Origin of the sequence: Luteipulveratus flavus (genome assembly GCF_029439465.1) — a bacterium.
Taxonomy (GTDB): Bacteria; Actinomycetota; Actinomycetes; order Actinomycetales; family Dermatophilaceae; genus Luteipulveratus; species Luteipulveratus flavus.
The window spans coordinates 136,344-158,849 of the sequence record NZ_JAROAV010000024.1; the positions used below are offsets into that span (position 1 = coordinate 136,344).

Consider the following 22,506-nt stretch of genomic DNA (forward strand, 5'->3'; position numbering starts at 1 on the left):
CCGCCGGGTCACGAGGCCGCCGCCCGCGCGGCCCGGTCACGCCGGCCGCGACGCGCACCGAGGGTGTACCCGACGACCTCCATGCCCCGCATCACGACCATGCCGGCCGCGTGACCCGGGTCGCGCAGCAGGTTGCCGCGGTGCCGGACGTAGGAGCCGAGCACGGCTCGACCCTGCTCGCCGACCGCGCCGTCGTGCTGCGCGGCGAACGCGGGGATGCTGCGGCCGTAGTAGTACCGCTTGCGCATGACGTCGGTGAGCGTGAGCCGGCCCTCGTCGTGGTCGACGATGATCGGCGCGAGCGCGATGCGGGCGCCCTGGGCGTGCATCCGCATCCGCAGGTCCGCGTCCTCCGGCCCCGACATCTCCAGGTGGAACCCGCCGTCGCCGGTCAGGAAGTCGCGTCGGACCAGCCGTGGGTTGTGCAGCCACGGGTCGTCCAGGTAGCAGGACCGCTCCAGCGCCCGGCAGGCCGTCCAGTACCCGGCGCCGATCGTGCGCTCGGGCAGGGCGACGCCGACGGCGTCCTCCTCGTGGGCGGTCCGGACGGCGATCTCCACCGAGCTCGGCGGCAGCACCATGTCGCTGTCCAGCCACAGCACCCACTCGCCGTGGGCCTCCTGGACACCGCGGTTGCGCTGGGCGCTGCGCTCCGGGCCGGCCGTGATCACCCGGTCGGCGTACTCCGCGGCGACGCCGACGGTCCCGTCGTCGCTGTGGTTGTCGACGACGATCAGCTCCAGGCGGTCGTAGGTCTGCTGCCGGACCGACGCCAGACAGGCCGCGATGGTCCGGATGTTGTTGCGGGTGGGGACGACGACCGTCACCTCGGGTGTGCTGCTCATGGGCGTGCGGCCTCCAGCGTCAGGGTCTCGGTCATGTCCTCGTCCGGGTCGTCGTGATGGTGGTCCTGCGGCAGCAGCACGCCGACCAGCGCGATGACCAGGCCGGCACCGCACAGGTGGTGCGGAAGCATCGAGGAGGCCACGGCGTCGGCCGACACCGTCCCGCGCTGGTCGCCGAGCAGGGCGATGTACACGACGATCGAGGTCATCAGCAGGCCGGCACCGGCGCCGATCAGCCACATCGGGCGTACCGCCCACCGGCGCAGGACGAGGACCACGAGCAGACCGGCGGCCAGGCCCGCCCAGCCGACGGCGAACCAGGCGAGAGCGATCAGCCCGATCTCACGGGTCCAGCGCGGCCACCCGGGCCGGTCGTCGCGGACGTGACGGGCGCGTGCTCGCACCGCTCGGCGTGAGCCGGGCTCGCCGTCCGAGGCCGCTCGGACCCGGCGGGCGGCCGACGCCGTCCGGTCCGGGTCGTCCAGGCGGGCTCCCACGCGACGGCGGCGCCAGCTGGCGAGCAGCACCAGGGCCGCGGCGAGGAGCACGACGGCCACGGAGACGCCGAGGGCGATGTTCGAGGTGCGCTGCGGCGCGAACCGGATCTGGATGGTGTGCGAGCCGCCCTTCGGCAGCACCCAGCCGGCCGAGAACCCGTCCAGGGTGACGGGCGCCCCGAGGTCCTGGCCGTCGGCGGTGGCCTTCCAGCGCGGGTCGATGCTCTGTCCGATCACGACGGCGTACGGTGCGTCGCCCGCCGTGACCTTCAGCGTCTTCGCCGAGCTGGAGTTGCGCACGACCTGCGCGGTGGGCGGCAGCGGCACCTGCTGCGTGGTCGGGCGCTTGTCCTTGAGGTCCATGGTGTCCAGGACAAAGCCCTGGGTCTGCTCGATCCGCCGCTCGCCGCTCTCCAGGGTCACGTCCTGGCAGGCGACCCAGCGGGTGCCCGACTCGTCCGGTCCCGCCAGCAGCGGCGTCACGGGACGCATCTTCAGCGGCTTGCCGTCGACGGTCGCGACGGTGAGGCAGCGCTCGCGGCCGGAGCGGTCGAGGGGTCCGGGCGTGGTCGTCTGCATCCGCACGCCGGCGTCGATCTCGGTGAACCGCGGCGGCGAGGCGTCGAGCCGGCCGGAGAGGCCGGTGATGGTGACGCGGACCGTGCGGCCCTGCACCGGCTCGGGCAGCCGCAGCGTGTTCTTGCCCGGTCGGACGCCGGTGGTGAGCACCGTGCGCCCGTCCACGCTGATCTGCACCCGGCTGACCCACATCGGCGAGGAGGCGCTTCCGGCGACCTGGTCGAGGGTGACGTCGGAGATGTTGCGCTCCGGGCCGGTCACCTGCCAGTGCTCACCCCGGATCGACCCGCCCGGTGCCCAGGCGGTGCTCGGGTCGCCGTCGGCGGCCTGCGAGGCACGCCAGCGCGGGTTGGTGAAGTAGAAGGCGCTGGAGTCGGCCCGGACCGACTGCGCGTAGCCGGCGGCGTCGTCGTACGTCCGCTCCAGCGGCCCGGTGACGCGCACCGTCGCCTCGGCGGTGTAGTCGCGCGTGCTCGGGACGGTGACCACCCGGCGCAGTGCGCGCTCGCTGTCGTCGCTGTCGTCGGGGCTGTTGAGCACCCGCCGCAGCAGGATGTCCATCGGCACCGCGTCCATCCGGGCCCGCTGCTGCGGGGTCATCCGCGCGTACTGGTCGCTGAACGTCGTGGGGGTCCGGGCGGTGCGTGCGGCCTTGGCGCCGGGGAGACCGAGCTCGGCCAGCCCGACCAGGCTGAAGCCCTCGCCGCGAATGCTGTCGATCCGCAGGGTGACCCGGTCGGTCACGGCTCCCCCGAGGTCGAGCGTCGCGCTGCCCTTGTCCGGGAGCCGGACGGTCGAGGACCGGCCTCCACCCGTCAGCGTGACCTTGTCGATCTTCACGCTGCCGATCGGCAGCTGGGACACCGGCACCCGCCCGACCGACGTCGGCGCCGGCAGCCGGACCTGCAGCGTCTGCCCGGTCGCGCGGCGGAAGTCGCCGAACCGCCAGGCCGAGCGCGGGTCGCCGTCGACCGCGAACTCGGGCACGCCGTACGGCAGGTCGAAGAACGTGCCACCGCTGGTGCTGGCCCGCACGATGGCGCCCGAGCGCAGCAGCACCGTCTGGTCGGCGGTGCGGTCGCCGAGCGTGCGGGTGTCGCCGAGCTTCTCCGTCCCGGACAGCAGCGGACCCTGCCCGGCGATGAGGCGGTTCGGGATCACGTCGCGGCGGGCGTTGGTGTCGGTGATGACCATCCGGCCCGTGGTCGGGAGCACCTGCGCGAGCTCGGCGGCGCTGAGGTCCTGGGCGTACCGGACGGTCGGGCTCGCCCCGAGGGTGCCGGCCGCGGTCATCGACGGGAAGGCGAACCCGTCGCCGGCGACGATCACGCCGCCCGTCGCGGCCTGGGCCCGCACGGCCGTCCGCGACTGAGCCACGTCGTACAGCGCGAGCGGCGTGAGCTTCTCCTCGCCCTGGCCCTGGGGGTCGGAGAACTGCCCGACGTTCTCGCTCGGGTAGCCGAACGTCGCGGTCTGCTTCAGGCCGAGGTCGCCCTGCAGCATCCGGGTGGTCACCGACGGACGGGCGCCGCCGTCGTCCTCCCACACCATGTCCCGGCGCAGCAGGACCTGGTCGGAGCCGAGGTAGCGGGCGAACGTCGCCACGGTGCCGGCCGGTGCCGCACCGGACTGGACGGCGTCGTTGAGGGCCGCGAGGAAGTTGGCGCCGGGCCGTGAGGCGTTCGGCGTCGTCTCGGGGATGACCGCGTCGCGCTTGAGAAGCGAGTTGGCCACGTCGTCGGGCCGCTCGACGGTCCACCGGTAGTCGGGCCGCACCTGGCCGGGCAGCATCAGCACGGTGCTCGCGGGGTTCCCGGCGTCGGCCCGTTCGGCCGCCTGCGTCCAGTAGCCCGGGATGTTCATCTTCGAGACGTAGAGCCGCCCGCCGAAGGCCGGCAGCGCCCACGAGGCGAGCAGCGCCACGGCCAGCGCGACCGCGACCGGAGCCACGCCCGGACGCCGCCACACCCGCGGCAGGAACCGCACGACCCCCACGCCGATGGCGACGGCCAGCGCGAGCGCCAGGACCGCGCCGATCTTGTTCGTCGTCCGGAACGCCGACATCAGCGGGATCCGCAGGATGTGCTCCAGCACCCAGCCGAACGGCGAGGCGGGACCGCCCTGCCGGGGGAAGATCCCGACCATGATCACCGCGGCGACGCCGATGGACACCGCGACCATGCGGCGGACCACGCCGGTGCACCAGCGCAGCATCAGCAGCGCGAGCACCGGCCAGGCCATCGTCATCACGATGACGAACGGACTGGCGACGTAGGTCGCGTGCTGGGGCAGCCAGGGGCCCTTGTCGTCGTACCCGTACAACGGCCAGAGGCCGACGCCGCGCAGGACCTCGGGGAAAGAGGAGACCTTGGCGATGCCGGTCAGCGTCTCCGAGCTCTCGACGATCTGGCTGCCGGTCGAGCTGGCGGCCGCCGACGGGATGAGCCAGTAGACCGAGACGCCCAGCACGAACAGCGCGCACTTGGCGGTGACGGCGAGCACCCGGCGCCACGGCAGCGACCGCTCGGACCGGATCGCCAGGGCCACCGGCACCATCGCGAGCAGCTGCAGGAGCGGCACGACGGCGACGTTCATGCCGCTCATGGCGAAGAAGGTCAGGCCGAACGCCGCCGGCCACGCCCAGCTGCGGTCGTCACGCAGCGCCCGGACGTAGCAGAGCAGCTGCCACGGCAGCAGCGACAGCGGCAGCGCGATGGCCAGGGTGGCGCCGGCCTGCACGGTGTACGGGTTGGCGAGGTAGACCACTCCGGCGACAAGTCCGGCCCAGCGTCCGGCCCGCGGCACCAGCGCCCGGACCAGCCGCACGGCACCCCACGCCGCCGCCAGCCACAGCAGCAGGTGGAAGGTCTTGAACGCCATCTCCGGCGACAGGCCGATCCCGCGCAGCGCCGCCAGGATCAGCAGTACCGGGACCAGCCCCACGTTGAAGTTGGGCGAGCCGAGGTACGGCGAGGAAGTCCACGAGGAGAGGTAGCGCCCGATCATGTCCAGGGGCGCGATGTACACCTCTGGCTTGATGTCGGTGTTGAAGTCACCGAGGTCGTTCAGGAAGACGACCACTGCCAGCACCACGACCAGGAGGGCAACCGTCATCCGGTAACGGGTGAGCAGGCGCAAGAGGGAAACTCCACGAGGTGTCTCGGCTGGCGACGCCTCGTCCGGCTGGTCGCATGGGCTCACGCCAATATAACTGGTGAGTAGCCTGGATCACACGCAATCGAGACAGCGAAGGTCAGGCCCAGTGAAACCACGCCATGCGGCGCCGCCGAGTCCCCGGCGCGCCGCCCTGACGGGCGCTCTGCTCGGGATCGCCATGGCCGTCTCGAACGTCCTGTCCTACCTGTTCGTCATCGTGCTGGCGCCCGCGCTCGGACCGGCCGACTTCGGCGGCTACTCGGCGCTGTCGACGTACGGCATCCTCCTGGCGATCCCGGCGGGCGCGTTCCAGGTGGTGGTCGCCCGCCACATCGCCGCCGGTGAGCACACCAGCGGGCTGCGGCCGGCGCTGGTGATCGGCCTCGGTCTCGCCGGCGCCACGGTGCTGCTGGCGCCGCTGCTCCGCTCGGCGTTCCACCTGGACTCGTTGTGGGCGCCCGTGCTGCTCGGGCTGACCCTCGTCCCGATGACGCTGACCGGCGCGTTCCAGGGGACGCTGCTCGGGCTCGAACGGGTCAAGGGGCTCTCCAGCCTGTACATCCTGACCGCCGGCGGCCGGCTCGGGGCCGCCCTCGTCGCAGCACTGGCCGGGAGCTCGGTGACGGAGGTGTTCGGGCTGCTGCTCGCGGCGTCGGCGATCACCAGCGCCTGGGGATGGCTGCTGTGCCGCGACGCCGCCGACCGGCTGCCGAGCTCCCGGGCCGGCCTCGCGGCCGAGCTGCTGCGGTCCAACACCACGCTGGCCGCCTTCATGGCCCTCACCAACGTCGACGTCCTGCTGGCCCGGCACTTCCTGACCGCGCACGAGTCCGGCGGGTACGCGCTCGCCTCCACCTTCGGCCGGGCGGTGTGCTGGGCGACCCAGTTCGTGGCGCTCCTGCTCGTACCGCGGATGCAGTCGCACGGAGCGGCGCGGGTGCGGCTCAAGGCCTCAGGCCTGGTGCTCGCCATCGGACTCGTCACGTTCGCGGTGGTCGCGCTCGCCCCGCGGTTCTGGATCGGTCTGGCCGGTGGCGAGCAGTACACCGACTTCGCCGGCCTGGCCGTGGCCTGCGTCGCCCTCGGCACCGCCTGGGCGCTGGCCCAGGTGTGGCTGTTCTCCGAGATGGGCAGCAACTCCAGCGTCCTCGGCGGCCTGACCTGGGTGGTGCTGGTCGTGCAGGCCGTGACGATCGGCTTCTGGTGGCACGACTCGGCGGGTCAGATCGTGGCGGTGTGCACCGCCGGTGCGCTGACGGTCGCGGTCGCCGGCCTGGCGCTCACCGTGCTCGCGCACCAGGCCGAGCGACCGCTGGACCAGACCTCAGCGCTGGCCGCCACCGATGGCACGCGAACGTGACAGCAGCAGCCTCGCGCCGGACTTGACCACGCCCGGCATGACCCCGGCGGCCTTCCAGGCCACCGCGTTGACCCGGTCCTGGACGGAGACCTGGTAGCGGCGCAGCGCCTCGTCGCGGCGGCTGAGCCGGGACGGGGCCGTACGGCGGAACACCAGGGCGTGCAGGCCGTTGGCCCAGCGCGGGTCGTCGGCCTCGCGCGCGTCCCAGGTCGCCTCGATGCTCCAGCCCGGGTGCGACTTCAGGAACAAGCGGTGCGCGCGCTGGACGACCGGCCAGCTGGCGTCGTCGACCAGCACCAGCGTCTCGTCGGCCAGCAGCGGCTCGGCCACCGCGAGGGCGAGGTAGTGCGACAGCTGCGTGTGCTCGCCGTCGTAGAAGTACACCCCGACCGGACGGTCGACCACGCCCGGCGTCGCCATGAGCCGGAAGCAGTCGCCCTCGAGCAGCTCGACGTCGGCGTCGGCGGCGTAGCGGCCGAGGTTGTCCAGCAGCTCGGCCCGGGCCAGCTCGCCGGCCATGCCGAACTCCATGAAGTTCTCCATGGCGTAGAACTTCCGGCCGGAGACGTCGCGGACGGCGCCGCACAGCGAGCGCCCCTTGAACGTGCCGACCTCGAGGTAGCACTCCTCGGCGGGCAGCAGGCGCGCGGCGAGGTTGAGGACGGCCAGCTCGTTCGGCGAGGTGAACCCGCTGACGTCCTTGGCGATCACGTCCCAGCCGGAGTCGATCGGGTCATGCTCCTGCGGGTCACCGGCGAAGTGTGACGGGAGCTCGGCGAAGAAGCGTGCGGTGTCCATGCGGGATCGTCCATTCTGTGCGGTGTACTCCCGAGTAGCGCAGACATAGTGACATGTGACTCACCGCACAGGGGCATAGCTCGCCTGAATCTGTGGCAGCAGCCACTTCCAGACCATCGGCGCGGCCTCCCGGGAGAAGTGCGCCCGGTCGGCGAAAAGGGTGACGCCGGCCCGGGTGGGCTCGTACCCGCGGGGGCAGGTCGCGGCCTGCAGGTCGATGACGCGCACGGCGCCCGGGTGGCGGGCCGCCCAGCTCTTCAGCACGCCGTTGACCCAGCTCGGGTCCCGGACGACCCGGCGCACCTGAGCGAGGTCCGCCGCACCGGCACCCGATCGGCCGCCCGTCTGGTCCGAGGGCAGGTCGCGGCACGGCAGGGTGACCAGCTGCAGCCGGCCGGCGCTGCCGAGGCGCGCGAGCAGGTCGTCCAGACCGTGGTCGATCACCTGGGCATACCGGGGATCCCCCGGCCGGACGACCGTGCCGTCCGACGCCCGGTGCGGGTAGGCGAGCATCGTCCAGGCGAGGACCACGAGGACCTGGCTGCCGGACGACCGGAAGTCAGCAGGCCAGCGTTCGCGGGTCGTCCGGCAGGGCGCCTGGACGGGGATGTCCTGCTCCCCCGTCGTCGCGGTCGCCGGGAGCAGGTCGCAGCCCTCGCGGGCCTGGTTGTGCAGGCTCACCCCGGGGTAGGTCGCCGCCGGGAAGTCGTCGGCCAGCTGCTGCGCGACCGAGTCTCCCAAGACGGAGATCCGCTGGGGCGCGCTGCCCGGGTCGTACGCCCGCTGGCCCGCGACCAGGTCCGGCTGACGCTCCGACAGAGCCGGCGCGGGCATGCTCCACAGCAGGACCGACCCGGCGAGCACGGCCGCGACCACCGGGCCGAGGGTCCAGCGTCGTGCGCGCCTCGCCAGCGGCAGCCCACGCAGGCCGTGGGCGAGCACCGGCGCCTCCAGGTAGCGGTAGGACGCGGCCGCCGCAGCGAGTGTCAGCACCAGCTGCACCAGGGCGGCGAGCGGTCGCGGGACGCCGTCCAGCGGCACCCACAGGTGGATCGGCCAGTGGTAGAGGTAGATGCCGTAGGAGATCCGGCCCAGGTACGGCAGCGGTCGCAGGCTCATCAGGCGGTTCAGCGGAGAGGGCCGCTCGTCGACCGCCGACCAGGCGACCAGCCCGGCGGCGAGCGCGAACAGCAGCACGCCGCCCTCGGTGTAGACCCACTGCGTCGCCTCGTCCAGCAGGAAGACCGCGCTGAGCGAGGTCGCGAAGCCGACCCAGCCCATCGCCTCGGTCGCCGCCCGTGGCAGCAGCGCCGGCCGCCGCCCGTCGCTGCCGCGCCCGAGCAGGAACCCGACCGCCACACCGACGAGCAGAGCCTGCACGCGGGTGTCGGTGCCGTAGTAGAGCCGCGACGGGCCGGCCGACTGCGCGAGGTGCGCCGTCCACACGGCCGCGCCGACCGCGAGCGCGAGCACGACGCCGGACCGCAGCGCCCGCCGGCGGGCCAGGACGCACAGCCCGAGCAGCAGGAACGGCACGACGAGGTAGAACTGCTCCTCCACCGACAGCGTCCACGCGTGCCGCAGCGGGGACGGCATGCCGAACTGGTCGAAGTAGGCGTCGTTGCGCTGGACGAGCCGCCAGTTGAGGAAGAACCCCAGCGTGGCCGCCGCGTCACCGCCCCACAGCCGGCGCTGCTCCCCCTCACCGATGAGCAGTGTCGCGACGAGGACGGCGGCGACCAGGACCAGCATCGCGGGGAGGACGCGACGCGCTCGGCGGACGTAGAACGCGATCGCGTCGATGCGGCCGGTCCGCGCGTGCTCGCTGAGAAGGATGCGCGTGATCAGGAAGCCGGAGAAGACGAAGAAGTGGTTGATCCCGATCCAGCCGCCGGCGAGGCGGGTCACGCCGAGGTGGTAGAGCACGACCAGGATCACGAAGAGCCCGCGGTAGCCGTCCATCGCGGCGAACCGGACGGGCGGGGCCGACGTCGCCCCGCTGCGTCGGGACCGCCGGGTCGCGAATACGGCGCTCATGAACGGGCTCCGGCGCGCTGCTCGTACGCGGTCCGGATCGACGGGGCCAGCCAGGTCCAGATCATCGGGGTCGCCGGCGCGGAGAAGTGGATGCCGTCGCCGTACAGCGGGACGCCGTGCACGGCGGGCCGGAAGCCGGTGGCGCAGCCGAGCGCGCCGTACAGGTCCAGCACCGGCACCTGGTGCGCGCCGGCCCAGCTGCGGATGATCCGGTTGAGCACGACCGGGTCGGCGCCGGCGTCGGCGAATCTCGGGTGCTGCTCCAGGTAGGCGCGGTAGCTGTCCGGGAGGTAGGCGATGTCGCGGTCGCGGCACGGCACGGTGACGACCTGGACCTGCGCCGCGCCGGCGGAACGCGCGTCGGCGCGCAGCTGCTCCAGGCGTGCGACGACGGCACGCTCGTACCGCGGGTCGTCCAGCCCCACCGGGCGCCCGTCCAGCACGTGCGGCAACGACGCCAGGGTCCCGGTCATCAGGACGAGGACGTCGACCGAGTCCTGGCGCACCCGGGCGCCGACGTCGCGCTTGATCGCCAGGCAGGTGGGCGTGGCGGTCGTCCGCTCGCGGTCCGACCAGCCGAGCGGGACGTCGGTGAGGTCGCAGCCGGGCTCGGCGAGCCCGACGGTGCGCAGGTCGGAGTACGCCGCGGGCTTGCCCTCGAGCAGCTTGAACGGCACCGAGTCCCCGAGCAGACCCACAGTCACGGGGGTGGGTCGCGGCGTGTACGCGGGAGTCCCGGCCACCAGGGCCGGGCCGGTGCCGCTGCCGGATGCGGGACCGGCAGCGGCGACGTTGCCGACCGCGTACGAGGCGGCCAGGACCGCGGTGACGCTGGCGGCGACCGCCATCCGGCCGGCTCCGCGCCCGCCGGGCACGAGCGCGCGGACGCCACCACGCAGGACGCGCCGCTCGACCAGCTCGTACGACGCCGCCGCGACAGCCACCGTGACAGGGATGCCGATCACGACCTGCAGCCAGGTCGGTGCCTGCGGGGCGGCGCGGACGAACCACAGGTGGATCGGCCAGTGCCACAGGTACAGCCCGTAGGAGAGCTTCCCCAGGTAGGCGAGCGGTCGCCAGCCGAGGACGTCGCCGAGGAGAGAGGGACGCGGGTCGGCGCACGCGGTGACCAGCGCGGCGGCGACGAGCGAGCTCAGCAAGATGCCGCCCGACCCGAACATCCAGCCGCTGAACGGTGCCACGGTCAGGTAGGCGACGGCCATCCCCGCCAACCCGCCCCAGCCGAGGACCGCGAGAGCCGGCGGCGACAACCGGTCGGGCAGCCGGCCGCCCCGACGCAGGCCGAGCAGGAGGGCGAGCGCCACCCCCACCAGCAGCGACTGCACGCGCGTGTCGGTGCCGTAGTACGCATGGGCCTGCGCCGAGGTGGAGCCGGTCCCGACCACCGCGGTCCAGACGGCGGACGCGACCGCGAGCCCGAGCACCACGGTCACCTGGGCTCGCCGGCTGCGCAGCACGAACAGCGCCGCGATCAGCAGCGGGACCAGGACGTAGAACTGCTCCTCCACCGACAGGGTCCAGGCGTGCCGCAGGAACGAGGGGTTGCCGAACGCCTCGAAGTACTGGTCGTCGCGCAGGATCAGCCGCCAGTTCATGACGTACCCCAGCGTCGCGAGCACGTCGCCCCGCAGCGCCCGGCGCACGTCGTCGTCCGCGACCAGCAGTCCGTACGCGCACAACGTGCCCAGCAGGAGCAGCAGGCCGGGCAGGAGACGGCGGGCGCGACGCCGGTAGAAACCGAGCACGTCGATGTCGCCGTAGTCGATCCGCTCCTCGATCAGCAGGCGGGCGATGAGGAAGCCCGACAGCACGAAGAACAGGTTGATGCCGACCCAGGCCCCCTGCAGACCGCTGACGCCGAGGTGGAACGCCATGAAGGTGAGCATGGCGATGCCCCGGACGCCGTCCAGGGCAGGTCGGTTGCGGTAGCGCGAGCGGGCCAAGCGAGATCCTCCACGATCCGGGTCCGGGCGGGGCGGGCCCGAGAGATACTACGGACGCGGGGTAGGAGATACCTGCCGATCGGTACAGATCACGCTCAGCCCATCCGGCCGGCCCTCACGCCGGCCGACCTCAGCGGCGCGGGGAGTCGTCGTCGTAGCGGCGGCTGCGGCGGGGGACGTAGCGGTCCGATCCCCCGTCCTCGGAGGAGTGGCGGAACGAGCGCTCCTCGGTGGCGTCGCGGTCCTCGTCGTAACGCTCCTCGTCGACGGAGCGCCGCTCGCGGACGTCACCGTCCTCCAGGCGGTCTCGCGATGCGGACACCGAACGGACCTCGTTGCGGCGGTCGAAGCCGAACAGCGCCGTGCCGATCGCGGCCACCGCGAGAGCGATGAGCCCCGAGAAGATCGCACGCATGCGGTAGACGTCCGGAAGATCGCGGCAGATGTTCTTCGGGAAGGTCTCCGTCGGCGGCGATGACGCGCTCCCGCAGTCGAAGAACTGCCCGTTCGAGCCCAGGAACGTGACCGGCACGAAGTACCAGTAGGCCGCTACACCGAGCAGCGCGAGGCCGATCAGGAGAGACACCTTGGTCCCGGTGCGAGGGCTCAGAACAGTGCGGGATTCGTCTCCGTCATGGGGCATGCCGCGCATACTAGTTGTGACGAGGGCCACGATGTCTACCAATGAGTACGTAGGATCACCGGCAACCTCGGAGCCCGGGGTGCGCTCGTCCGAACCACCGCCGTCCCGTCGTTGAGAGCAGATCGTTGGCCCACCACAAGCACGCGTCACTCCCCTACCGCCCGGCCTTGGACGGGTTGCGGGGTGTCGCCGTCCTCGCGGTCCTCGTCTACCACGTCAACGGGTCATGGGCCCGGGGCGGCTGGCTCGGCGTGGACCTCTTCTTCGTCCTGTCCGGATTCCTGATCACCTCGCTGCTGCTGCAGGAGCACCGGCGCTGGGGCAGCATCGACCTGCTCGGCTTCTGGATGTCCCGAGCGCGTCGGTTGCTCCCGGCGCTGGTGGTCGTGCTCATCGCGGTGCTCGTGGCGGCGTGGTTCTGGACCGTTCAGACCCGCCGGGCGACGGTCGGGTGGGATGTCCTCTCCGCACTGGGCTACGTGGCGAACTGGCGGTTCATCGCCGGCGACGAGAGCTACTTCTCCTCGATCGCCATGCCGTCCCCGGTGCTCCACATGTGGTCCCTGTCCATCGAGGAGCAGTACTACCTCGCGTTCCCGCTCCTGCTCACGGCACTCACGGCTGTGGTGCGCAGCCGCCGCACCTGTGCCGCAGTCCTCGGCGCGCTCGCCCTGCTCTCGGTCTGGTGGATGACCCACCTGTACGTCCCGGGCGCCGACCCCTCCCGCGTCTACTACGGCACCGACACCCGAGCGTTCGAGCTCTTGATCGGCGCCACCGCCGCGTGCCTGCTGAGCGGGCGCGAGCTCCGGCGCGGCCGACCGCGCCGGACGGACTCCGTCCTGGGCATCGCGGCCTGGCCGGCACTGGCGATCTTCATGATCTGCTTCCTGCTCCTCCCCGAAGGTTCCACCGTGCCGTTCGAGGGCGGCCTGGCCCTGCTCGCCGTCGTCGCGGTCGTCCCGATCGCGGCCGCGTCCTCGCGGACACCGAGCGCGTTCCAGCGGGCGCTGGCTTTCGAGCCGCTGCGGCGGCTGGGTCTCATCAGCTACGCGCTGTACCTCTGGCACTGGCCGGTCATCGTCTTCCTCAACCCGTCGGTCATGCCGGTGGACGGACTCGCCCTCTCGGTCGTGCAGATCGTCACCTCCCTGCTGCTGGCCTCCCTCACGTTCCTGTACGTCGAGCGCCCCATCCGCAGCAGGGGCTTCGCGGCGCTCATCCCGCGCCAGCCGCGGCCGAGCGTCATCGCGGCGTGGTCGGCCGTGCCGTTGATCGTCGTCGGAGCGCTCGCGCTACCGCTCAACACCTCCTCCAGCAGCGCCGACACGCCACACGGCAGCTCGGTGACGCTGCCCCAGCCGAGGTACGTGCCGAGCACCACCACGCGGAGCGTGATCCTGGTCGGTAACTCCATCCCTGTGAGCCTGACCAACTACTTCGACGGATCCAGCTTCTCGGACCTGCAGGTCAGCCGGTCGGCGAACCTCGGCTGCGACCCGTTCCCCGGCCGTCAGTACGTCGGTGACGAGCTCCAGGTGCCCTCCGCCGGCTGCGTGCAGTGGCACACGACCTGGACCGACAAGATCGCCGAGACCCGCCCGGACCTGACCCTCTTCTTCGTGCCTCAGACCCTCGTCAGCGACTACGAGGTCGATGGCCGGCGGATCCGGTACGGCACCGCCGAGCACGACCGGTTCATCACGGCTTCCCTCGAGCACGTCCGGACGCAGATCGCGCAGCACGGGGGCAAGAGGCTGGCGATCTCGACCCTGTCGTGCCACGACCAACCCGACTTCGGCAAGAATCCGGAGGCGGCGAACGTGAGCAACATCGCCAGAGTGCGGCACGTCAACGCCATCGCGACCGCCTGGGCCCGGCAGAAGCAGGTCGGCGTCGTCGACACCTTCTCCGCGGTGTGCGCGGGCGGTTTCCACGAACGCGTCAACGGCGTCCCCCTGTACGCCGACGGGTTGCACTTCACCAAGACCTCGGCGCCGATCATCTGGAACTGGCTCGCACCGCAGCTGCAGCAGCTCGCGGGACGACCGTGAGCCGGCGCGGCCGTCGTGCCGCCGTCGTCCTCGCCGGCGGGCGCGGCACCCGCATGGGTGGTCTCGTCCGGGACGTCCCGAAGCCGCTCCTACCGGTCGCTGGTCGTCCGCTCATCACCTACCAGCTCGAGCGCCTCGCCGCCGCCGACGTCACCGACGTGGTCGTCGCCACGGGCTACCTCGCCGACGCCTTTCCCGCTGCCCTGGGAGACGGGTCGGCCTACGGCGTGACGCTGCGGCTGGTCGTCGAGGACCGACCGCTGGGCACCGGTGGTGGCCTGCGACGCGCTCTCGACGCCGCTGGGCTCGGCTCCGGCGACACCGTGGTCGTGGTCAACGGCGACCTGCTGTCGGGTCACGACCTCGGATCTCAGCTCGCGGCGTTCGAGCAGGACCGTTCCCAGCGCGGTGCCGTGGCGACGCTCCACGTCCGTCGGGTCGACGACGCGAGGCCCTACGGGCTGGTCGAGACCGGTCCGGACGGTCGCATCCACAGCTTCCGTGAGAAGCCGAGCACGCCGTGCGCGGGCCTCATCAACGCCGGCACCTACGTCGTCGATCCGTCCCTGCTGTCCGCGGTCGACCCCGGCACGGTCAGCTCGCTGGAACGGGACGTCCTCCCCGCAGCAATCGCGCGCGGAGCCGTCCTGACCGCGCACCGACAGGACAGCGACTTCCTGGACGTCGGCACACCGGAGGCCCTGCAGCAGGCCGAGAGCTCACAGCTCGTTCGTGCGAGAGCAGGCCACGACCGAGGCGTGTGATCAGACGTTCGGTCAGTGGGCGGCCGCGTGCCAGGAGCCGCCGACGCCGACGCTGACGTCCAGCGGCACGTCCATCTCCACGGCGGCACCCATCTCCTTGCGGACCAGCGCCTCCAGGTCGGACCGCTCACCGGCCGCGACCTCCAGGACCAGCTCGTCGTGGACCTGCAGCAGCATCCGGGAGCGCGCGTCGGCGTCCCGCAGCGCGTGGTCCACCCGCAGCATGGCCAGCTTGATGATGTCGGCGGCCGAGCCCTGGATGGGCGCGTTGAGGGCCATCCGCTCGGCCATCTGCCGGCGCTGCCGGTTGTCGGAGTTGAGGTCCGGCAGGTACCGCCGGCGCCCGAGCATCGTCTCGGTGTACCCCGTCGCGCGTGCGTCGGCAACGATCTCCTGCAGGTAGTCGCGCACCCCGCCGAACCGGCTGAAGTACTCCTCCATCAGCCCGGACGCCTCCTCGGTGCTGATGGTCAGCTGCTTGGACAGGCCGAACGCCGACAGGCCGTAGGCGAGCCCGTACGACATCGCCTTCACCTTGGCGCGCATCTCCAGCGTGACGTCCTCCGGCTCGACGGCGAAGACGCGTGAGCCGACGAAGCGGTGCAGGTCCTCACCGGTGCGGAACGCCTCGATCAGGCCCTCGTCCCCGGACAGGTGGGCCATGATGCGCATCTCGATCTGGCTGTAGTCGGCCGACAGCAGCGACTCATACCCCTGGCCGACGACGAAGACCTCGCGGATCCGGCGCCCGGCCTCGGTGCGGATCGGGATGTTCTGCAGGTTCGGGTCGGTCGAGGAGAGCCGGCCGGTGGCCGCGATCGTCTGCTGGTACGTGGTGTGGATCCGGCCGTCGTCGGCGACGGACTTCTGCAGCCCCTCGACCGTCACCCGCAGCCGCGACCAGTCGCGGTGGCGCAGCAGCGCCTCCAGGAACGGGTGCTCGGTCTTGACGTAGAGGTCGCTCAGCGCGTCCGCGTCCGTGGTGTAGCCGGTCTTGGTGCGCTTGGTCTTGGGCATCCCGAGCGTCTCGAACAGCACGACCTGCAGCTGCTTGGGCGACCCCAGGTTGATCTGGTCGCCACCGATCGCGTCGTACGCGTCCTGCTGGGCCTCGCGCACCCCGCCCGCGTACTCGCTCTCCAGCGACTCCATCGCGTCGACGTCGACCGCGATACCGGCGCGCTCCATCTCGGCGAGGACGCCCACCAGCGGCAGCTCCAGGTCGGCCAGCAGGGCGCTGCCGCCGGTCCGCGCCAGCTCGCCGTCCAGGGCGGTGGCGAGCTCGCCGATCGCCTGCGCGCGCTGCATCGCGACCATGGCCTCCTCACTGGTGCCCGTGTCACCCAGGTCGAGCACTCCCTGACCGTTCGCGGCCTCCACCCCGGTGAGCTCGCGCTTGAGGTAGCGCAGCACGAGGTCGGCCAGGTCGTAGGAACGCTGGTCCGGACGGACGAGGTAGGCCGCCAGGGCCGTGTCGCTGGTCAGCCCGCGCACCGTGAACCCGCGTGCGGCGAGCGCCTGCAGCGGACCCTTGGCGTCGTAGAAGGCCTTCGGCCGGTCCGCGTCGCCGAGCCAGCCGGCCACCGCCGCCTCGGCCTCCGGCGTGAGCGAGGCGAGGTCGATGTACGCGGCCGTGCCGGACGCCGCCGCGACGGCCAGCCCGTGCGCGTCGCCGCTCCCCCGCGACCAGCTGCCGAGGACCTGGACACCGGCGCGCTGGCCGGTCTGGACGTGCTCGGCGAGCCAGCCGGCAACGGCTGCGGCCTCCAGCGTCTCGCCCTCGACCTCGATCGCCTCGTCGGCCTCGGTGTCGACCGCCTCCAGCGTCTGGAACAGCCGGTCGCGCAGCACCCGGAACTCCAGGCCGTCGAACACGGTGTGGACCTCGTCGCGGTCCCAGGTGTGGCGCTCCAGGTCGTCCACCGACGTCTCCAGCGACAGGTCACCGAGCAGCTGGTTGAGCCGGCGGTTGCGCAGCACGCCGTCGAGGTGCTCGCGCAGCGACTCCCCCGCCTTGCCCTTGATCTCGCCGACGTGGTCGACGATGCCCGGCAGGTCGCCGTACAGCCCGATCCACTTCGCGGCGGTCTTCGGACCGACGCCGGGGACGCCGGGCAGGTTGTCCGAGGACTCCCCGACCATCGCGGCCAGGTCGCTGTAGCGCTCCGGCAGCACGCCGTACTTCTCCTCGACCGCGGCCGGCGTCATCCGCGCGAGGTCGGAGACCCCCTTGCGCGGGTAGAGCAGGGTCACCTTGTCGTTGACCAGCTGGATGGCGTCCCGGTCGCCCGAGCAGATCAGCACCTCGTCGAAGCCCTGGGCGACGGCCTGCGTGGTCAGCGTCGCGATGATGTCGTCGGCCTCGTAGCCGGGCAGCTCGATGTACCGGATCCGCAGCGCGTCCAGCACCTCGTGGACCAGGGACACCTGACCCTTGAACTCCTCCGGCGTCGCCGACCGCCCCGCCTTGTACTCGGCGTACTGCTCGGTGCGGAAGGTCTTGCGGGAGACGTCGAAGGCGACCCCGACGTGCGTCGGCTCCTCGTCGCGCAGGACGTTGATGAGCATCGAGGTGAACCCGTACACCGCGTTGGTCGACTGACCGGTGGTCGTCGAGAAGTTCTCCACCGGGAGGGCGAAGAACGCACGGTAGGCAAGGGAATGACCGTCGAGGAGGAGGAGCCGCTTCACGCATGAAAGCCTATGGCCTGGCACCGACGTGCCGCCGACCGGAGAGGACGACCCGATGACCGAGGCACCCACGCCCGCACCCGAGCCCGCCGAGCAGTCCGAGGCGGAGCTCACCGCGCTCTTCGAGAGCATGAACGCCGGCACGCTGGGTGAGCGCATGGGCATCGAGTTCCTCGAGGTGTCCCCCGGCCGGGTCGTCGCCCGGATGCCGGTGGAGGGCAACACCCAGCCGTACGGGCTGCTGCACGGCGGCGCGAGCGTCGTGCTGGCCGAGACCGTCGGATCGATCGCCGCCGCGCTGCACGCCGGCCGGGACCGGATCGCCGTCGGGCTGGACATCAGCTCCACGCACCACCGCGGGGTGCGCTCAGGTCACGTCACCGCGACGACGACCCCGCTGTCCCAGGGGCGGTCGGTCGCGACGTACGACGTCGCGATCGTGGACGACGAGGGCAACCGGGTCAACACCTCACGGATCACCTGCATGCTGCGCGACGCCCCGCCCCGGGCTCGCTGAGCTCAGACGCCGGTGCCGCGGGCGAGGCCGACCCGGGCGGCCCGCGCCCGCAGTGAGCGTCGCCGGCGCACGACCAGGTCGGAGAGGGACTCCTGCTCGTCGCCCGCCAGCCGACGCCGCAGCGCGCCGGGCGTAGTGGTGCGACTGGTCACCGCCGGCGTGAAGCCGAGCCGGGCGAAGTACCGGTTGGTCTCCTTCTCCTGCGTCGGCACGCAGGAGATCAGCTGGTTGGCGCCGGCGAACTCGGCGTACCGCGCGACCATTCTCAGCAGCTCCTGGGCGATGCCGGTGCGCCGGTGCGCGGGCTCGACCCAGATCTGGTCGATCCAGGCCGCGGTGTCCTCCGACAGCCCCGACAGCGGGCTGTGCGTCACCACCACGAAGCCGACCTGCTCACCACCGACGGCGGCCACGTAGATGCGAACGTCCTGACGCCGCAACGCCTCTCGGATGCGTCCGGCAGCGACGGCGCGCCACGCCCAGTCGCTGGTCTGTCCCGCGGCAACGCGCGAGGCCACCCACAGGGGGGCGAAGGTGCTCTCGTCGGCAGCGACGACACGGCTGACCGAGACACCAGAACGAGACACGGCTCCTCCTCGTCACGTGCGGTGACGCCTGGGGAGGGAGCGGCCGCACCACGCGTCACAGTACGCCTGAGCCGGTCGGTGCGCGCCGGAACGCGCCGACTCGTCACGGGCCGCCGGAAACGACCGGTGGCGGTGGTCCGGACCGGACCACCGCCACCGCGTCGTACCGCTCGGCCGATCAGGCAGCGCCGAGGTAGGCCTCCTTGATCGCCGGGTTGGCGAGGAGCTCCTTGCCGGTGCCGCTGTGCGTGATGCGTCCCGTCTCCAGGACGTACGCGCGGTGTGCCGTGGCCAGCGCCTGGTTGGCGTTCTGCTCCACCAGCAGCACCGTGGTGCCCTGCTCGTTGACCTGCCGGATGATCGAGAAGATCTGCCGGATGAACTGCGGGGCCAGGCCCATCGACGGCTCGTCGAGCAGCAGCACCTTCGGGTGCGCCATGAGCGCGCGGCCGATCGCGAGCATCTGCTGCTCACCGCCGGAGAGGGTGCCGCCGAGCTGCTTGCGCCGCTCCTTCATCCGGGGGAACAGGTCGAAGACGCGGTCGAAGTCCGCGGCCATCTGCGACTTGTCCTTGAGCGCGTACGCGCCCATGTCGAGGTTCTCCATGACCGTCATGGCCGGGAAGATGCCCCGGCCCTCGGGCGTCAGGGAGATGCCCTTCACCACGCGGATGTGGCCCTTGGTCCGCGAGATGTCCTCGCCGTCGAAGGTGATCTTGCCCGCGGACAGGTTGAGCAGACCCGCGAGCGTGCGCATCGTCGTCGTCTTGCCGGCGCCGTTGGCGCCGATCAGGCTGACGACCTCACCCTCCTCGACCGTCAGCGACATGTCGTGGATGGCCTGGATGCGGCCGTAGTGAACCGAGATGTTGTCGACCTCAAGCAGCGCCATCGTCCGACTCCTCTCCGAGGTAGGCGGCGATCACCTTCGGGTCCTCACGGATCTCCTGCGGTGTCCCTTCCGCGATCTTCTTGCCGAACTCCAGGACGACGATGCGGTCGGTCACGCCCATGACCAGCCGCATGTCGTGCTCGATGAGCAGGATGGTGTAGCCGTCGTCCCGGATGGTCCGGATGAGCTGCATGAGCTCGTCCTTCTCCGCCGGGTTGAAGCCGGCGGCCGGCTCGTCCAGGCACAGCAGCTTCGGCTCGGTCGCCAGCGCGCGGGCGATCTCCAGCCGTCGCTGGTAGCCGTACGGCAGGTTGCGCGCCAGCACGTCGGACTTGTCGACGATGCCGACGAACTCCAGCAGCGCCATCCCGTGCTCGATGGAGGACTTCTCCTCGCGTCGCAGCCGCGGCGTGCGGAAGACGGCGCCGGGGACGCTCGTCTTGTGCCGGGCGTCCAGACCCACGACGACGTTCTCCAGGGCGGTCATCTGGCCGAACAGCCGGATGTTCTGGAACGTGCGGGCCAGGCCGAGCCGGGTGATCGCGTGCTTCTTGCGACCGCCCAGGCTGTTGCCCTCCAGCTCGACCGTGCCGTCGCTCGGCTTGTAGACGCCGGTCATCGCGTTGAAGCAGGTCGTCTTGCCGGCGCCGTTGGGTCCGATCAGGCCGAGGATCTCGCCACGGCGGATGTCGAACGTCACGTGGTCGAGCGCGGTCAGACCGCCGAACGTGACGGTCAGGTCGCGGATCTCGACCAGGTTGTCACCGACCGCGACCTCGATGTCGCGGTCGGGGGCGACGACCTGCGCCACCTCCGACTCCAGCGACGGCGGCGCGTCCGGCTGCTCGACGCCGAGCCGGTCGGCACCCTCCGCCGTGCTCGCCTCCGGGGTCCGCACCTCGGGCTGGTCGCTCGCGGGGCTGCTCATGACGATGACTCCTCGGTCGCGGGGACGGCGGTGGCTCCGGAGCCACTGGTCTTCTCACCCAGCCAGCGGCGTGCTCTGCTGGCGTACGTCAGCAGGTGGTTGCGCGCGCCGAACAGGCCCTGCGGCCGGAAGATCATCAGCACCACGAGGATCACGCCGAAGATCAGGAACTTGTACTCCGCCAGACCGGTGAAGCGCAGCGGCAGGTACGCCACCAGCGCGCCGCCGATGACCGCACCGAACTTGTTGCCGGCACCACCGAGGACGACGGCCGCCAGGAACAGCATCGAGGTCTGCACGTCGAACTTCTGGTTGTTCACGAAGCCGTTGAGGCCGCCGAACAGCGCACCGGACAGACCGCCCAGCGCCGCGCCGATCGCGAACGCCCACAGCTTGAACTTGAACGTGGGCACACCCATGATCTCGGCGGCGTCCTCGTCCTCGCGGATCGCGATCCAGGCCCGCCCGGCGCGCGACCGCTCGATGTTCCCGAGCAGGACCATCAGCAGGATGATGATGGTCACCGTCAGCCAGTACCACGGCGTGCCGCTGCTGTTGGCGAACACCGGGTTGCCGTCGGACTTGGTCCCGGGAGGGGCGCCGACGTTCTGGAAGCCGACCTGACCGCGCAGCGCCGGGATGATCGTCGCCAGGAGGCGGATGATCTCTCCGAAGCCGAGCGTGACGATGGCCAGGTAGTCACCACGCAGCCGCAGCGTCGGCAGGCCCAGGATGATCCCGAAGAACACCGTGACGATCATCGCCAGCGGCAGCGTCCAGAGGTACGGGATCTTGACGAAGGTCGAGTCCGTGCTGGTCCACAGGGCCGTGACGTACGCACCGACGGCGAAGAACCCGATGTAGCCGAGGTCGAGCAGGCCGGCCTGGCCGACCACGGCGTTCAGACCGAGCGCGGCGAGGGCGTAGATCGCCATGTTCGCGCAGGTGATCGGGAAGTCGTTGCTCGGCTCGCTGGTGATCAGCGGCGGGTTCAGGACCGGGAGCAGGTAGACCAGGGCGGCGACGAGGGCGAGGACGCCCCACTGCTGCCACCGCTCCAGGTGGTCCCACCGCCGGGCGAGACCGTCGAACGGACCGCGCTTGGGCCGCTCGGACTGCTCGTCCAGGTGGGACTGCGTTGCTGCTGCGTCTTCGATGGGGCTGGTCATGCGCGCACCTTTGCCAAGTTGCTGCCGAGGATGCCCTCGGGACGGACCATCAGGACGAGCACCAGGACGATGAAGCTCACCACGTCGGTCCACTGGCCGTTGCCGAGCAGGACCTGGCCGTAGTTGCCGATGACGCCGAGCAGCAGACCGCCGAGCAGTGCGCCGCGGACGTTGCCGATGCCACCGAGCACGGCCGCCGTGAACGCCTTGATGCCGAGGATGAATCCGCCGTTGTAGATCGCGCCGGACGGCACCTTCATGATGTAGAACAGCGCCGCGGCGCCGGCGAGGACACCGCCGATGACGAACGTGGAGATGATGATCCGCTCGCGGTTGACGCCCATCAGGGTCGCGGTGTCGGGGTCCTGCGCGACGGCGCGGATGCCGCGACCGAGGCGGGTGCGACGGATCAGCTGGTCGACGCCCACCATCATCACGATCGCCGCGATGACGATGATGAGGGTGTCCATGTAGATCAGGTTGCCGCCGAGGTCGAAGACCGCCTTGTTCTGGAACATCGTCACGGACGGCTCGGCCGTCGCGCCGCGCCAGACGAAGAACAGGTTCTGGATGACGAACGACATGCCGATCGCGGTGATCAGGAAGACCAGGCGCGGGGCGTTGCGGCGCCGTAGTGGTCGGTAGGCGATGCGCTCGAGCAGGAAGGCGACCAGGGCCGCAGCCGCCATACCGGCGAGACCCGCGAGGATCAGGTTGAGGACGATCTCCGGCCCGCTGAGGTTGGGTGGCGAGGCGCCGAAGCCCAGCGAGGTGAGGGTGAAGACCACGGCGTACGCGCCGGTGATGAACACCTCCGAGTGGGCGAAGTTCATCAGGTTGAGCACGCCGTAGACGAGCGTGTAACCGAGGGCGACGAGCGCGTAGATGGCGCCGAAGGTGAGGCCGTCGAACGTCGACGGCCAGAAGGTGGAGCCGAGCGATGCCCAGTCGAGAGTGATCCACTGGTCATCGGCAGCGGCAGCAAGCAGGGTGTGCACGAGAGCTGAAGCCTCCTGAGGGGTACG

Annotated in this window: 16 protein-coding genes; 4 read left to right on the plus strand and 12 right to left on the minus strand. The window is 71.4% G+C overall.

The features are described from left to right. Nucleotides 1-8: 8 nt before the first annotated feature. Together P4R38_RS07545 and P4R38_RS07550 are read right to left on the minus strand one after the other, a co-directional pair. A complete protein-coding gene (locus P4R38_RS07545; protein WP_277191689.1) occupies nt 9-845 on the minus strand; it encodes a glycosyltransferase family 2 protein in 837 nt (278 codons plus the stop codon). Next, a complete protein-coding gene (locus P4R38_RS07550) occupies nt 842-5,035 on the minus strand; it encodes an alpha-(1->3)-arabinofuranosyltransferase domain-containing protein (RefSeq protein WP_277191691.1) in 4,194 nt (1,397 codons plus the stop codon). The genes P4R38_RS07545 and P4R38_RS07550 overlap by 4 nt, the downstream gene beginning before the upstream one ends. A gap of 220 nt (nt 5,036-5,255) precedes the next feature. On the opposite strand from P4R38_RS07550, the gene P4R38_RS07555 reads away from it, so the two are divergent. Next, on the plus strand, nt 5,256-6,437 hold the full coding sequence (locus tag P4R38_RS07555) for an MATE family efflux transporter (protein WP_277191693.1): 1,182 nt from the start codon (nt 5,256-5,258) through the stop codon (nt 6,435-6,437). On the opposite strand, the gene P4R38_RS07560 is transcribed toward P4R38_RS07555, so the two are convergent. The 4 genes from P4R38_RS07560 to P4R38_RS07575 form a co-directional block, all read right to left on the minus strand. Beyond that, nucleotides 6,402-7,235, minus strand: a complete 834-nt coding sequence (locus P4R38_RS07560; protein ID WP_277191694.1) for a class I SAM-dependent methyltransferase — start codon at nt 7,233-7,235, stop codon at nt 6,402-6,404. The two genes, P4R38_RS07555 and P4R38_RS07560, sit on opposite strands and share 36 nt — an antisense overlap. A 60-nt stretch (nt 7,236-7,295) precedes the next feature. Next, a complete protein-coding gene (locus P4R38_RS07565) occupies nt 7,296-9,272 on the minus strand; it encodes an acyltransferase family protein (protein ID WP_277191696.1) in 1,977 nt (658 codons plus the stop codon). Then, a complete protein-coding gene (locus tag P4R38_RS07570) occupies nt 9,269-11,236 on the minus strand; it encodes an acyltransferase family protein (protein WP_277191697.1) in 1,968 nt (655 codons plus the stop codon). The genes P4R38_RS07565 and P4R38_RS07570 overlap by 4 nt, the downstream gene beginning before the upstream one ends. Before the next feature lie 130 nt (nt 11,237-11,366). Continuing rightward, the gene (locus P4R38_RS07575; protein WP_277191699.1) at nt 11,367-11,879 is read right to left on the minus strand and encodes a hypothetical protein; all 513 of its coding nucleotides are present in this window, start codon (nt 11,877-11,879) and stop codon (nt 11,367-11,369) included. A gap of 167 nt (nt 11,880-12,046) precedes the next feature. Here P4R38_RS07575 and P4R38_RS07580 point away from each other — a divergent pair, with 167 nt between their 5' ends. Beyond that, the gene (locus tag P4R38_RS07580) at nt 12,047-13,933 is read left to right on the plus strand and encodes an acyltransferase family protein (protein WP_277191700.1); all 1,887 of its coding nucleotides are present in this window, start codon (nt 12,047-12,049) and stop codon (nt 13,931-13,933) included. Continuing rightward, nucleotides 13,930-14,697, plus strand: a complete 768-nt coding sequence (locus P4R38_RS07585) for a nucleotidyltransferase family protein (protein ID WP_277191702.1) — start codon at nt 13,930-13,932, stop codon at nt 14,695-14,697. Before P4R38_RS07580 ends, P4R38_RS07585 begins: the two co-directional genes overlap by 4 nt. A gap of 12 nt (nt 14,698-14,709) precedes the next feature. Here P4R38_RS07585 and polA read toward each other — a convergent pair whose 3' ends face one another. Further along, the gene (gene polA, locus P4R38_RS07590) at nt 14,710-17,388 is read right to left on the minus strand and encodes a DNA polymerase I (RefSeq protein WP_277191704.1); all 2,679 of its coding nucleotides are present in this window, start codon (nt 17,386-17,388) and stop codon (nt 14,710-14,712) included. 55 nt (nt 17,389-17,443) lie between these two features. Between polA and P4R38_RS07595 the strand changes: the two genes are divergently transcribed. Further along, nucleotides 17,444-17,905 carry a PaaI family thioesterase gene (locus P4R38_RS07595; protein ID WP_275238524.1) on the plus strand — a complete coding sequence of 154 codons (462 nt, stop codon included), beginning with the start codon at nt 17,444-17,446 and terminating at the stop codon, nt 17,903-17,905. Nucleotides 17,906-17,907: 2 nt separating this feature from the next. Here the strand turns inward: P4R38_RS07595 and P4R38_RS07600 are convergent, their stop codons facing one another. The 5 genes from P4R38_RS07600 to P4R38_RS07620 all read right to left on the minus strand — a co-directional run bounded on the left by P4R38_RS07600 (nt 17,908) and on the right by P4R38_RS07620 (nt 22,479). Then, nucleotides 17,908-18,492 (minus strand): GNAT family N-acetyltransferase, encoded by a 585-nt coding sequence (locus P4R38_RS07600; protein ID WP_277191707.1) that lies wholly within the window; start codon nt 18,490-18,492, stop codon nt 17,908-17,910. A gap of 178 nt (nt 18,493-18,670) precedes the next feature. Continuing rightward, the gene (locus P4R38_RS07605) at nt 18,671-19,384 is read right to left on the minus strand and encodes an ABC transporter ATP-binding protein (protein WP_275238526.1); all 714 of its coding nucleotides are present in this window, start codon (nt 19,382-19,384) and stop codon (nt 18,671-18,673) included. After that, nucleotides 19,371-20,312 carry an ABC transporter ATP-binding protein gene (locus P4R38_RS07610; RefSeq protein WP_277191708.1) on the minus strand — a complete coding sequence of 314 codons (942 nt, stop codon included), beginning with the start codon at nt 20,310-20,312 and terminating at the stop codon, nt 19,371-19,373. The genes P4R38_RS07605 and P4R38_RS07610 overlap by 14 nt, the downstream gene beginning before the upstream one ends. Continuing rightward, nucleotides 20,309-21,481: a branched-chain amino acid ABC transporter permease gene (locus P4R38_RS07615; RefSeq protein WP_275238529.1), complete on the minus strand. Its 1,173-nt coding sequence runs from the start codon at nt 21,479-21,481 to the stop codon at nt 20,309-20,311. The genes P4R38_RS07610 and P4R38_RS07615 overlap by 4 nt, the downstream gene beginning before the upstream one ends. Beyond that, complete coding sequence (locus tag P4R38_RS07620; RefSeq protein ID WP_275238530.1) at nt 21,478-22,479, minus strand: branched-chain amino acid ABC transporter permease; 1,002 nt, start codon at nt 22,477-22,479, stop codon at nt 21,478-21,480. Before P4R38_RS07620 ends, P4R38_RS07615 begins: the two co-directional genes overlap by 4 nt. Nucleotides 22,480-22,506: the final 27 nt, after the last annotated feature.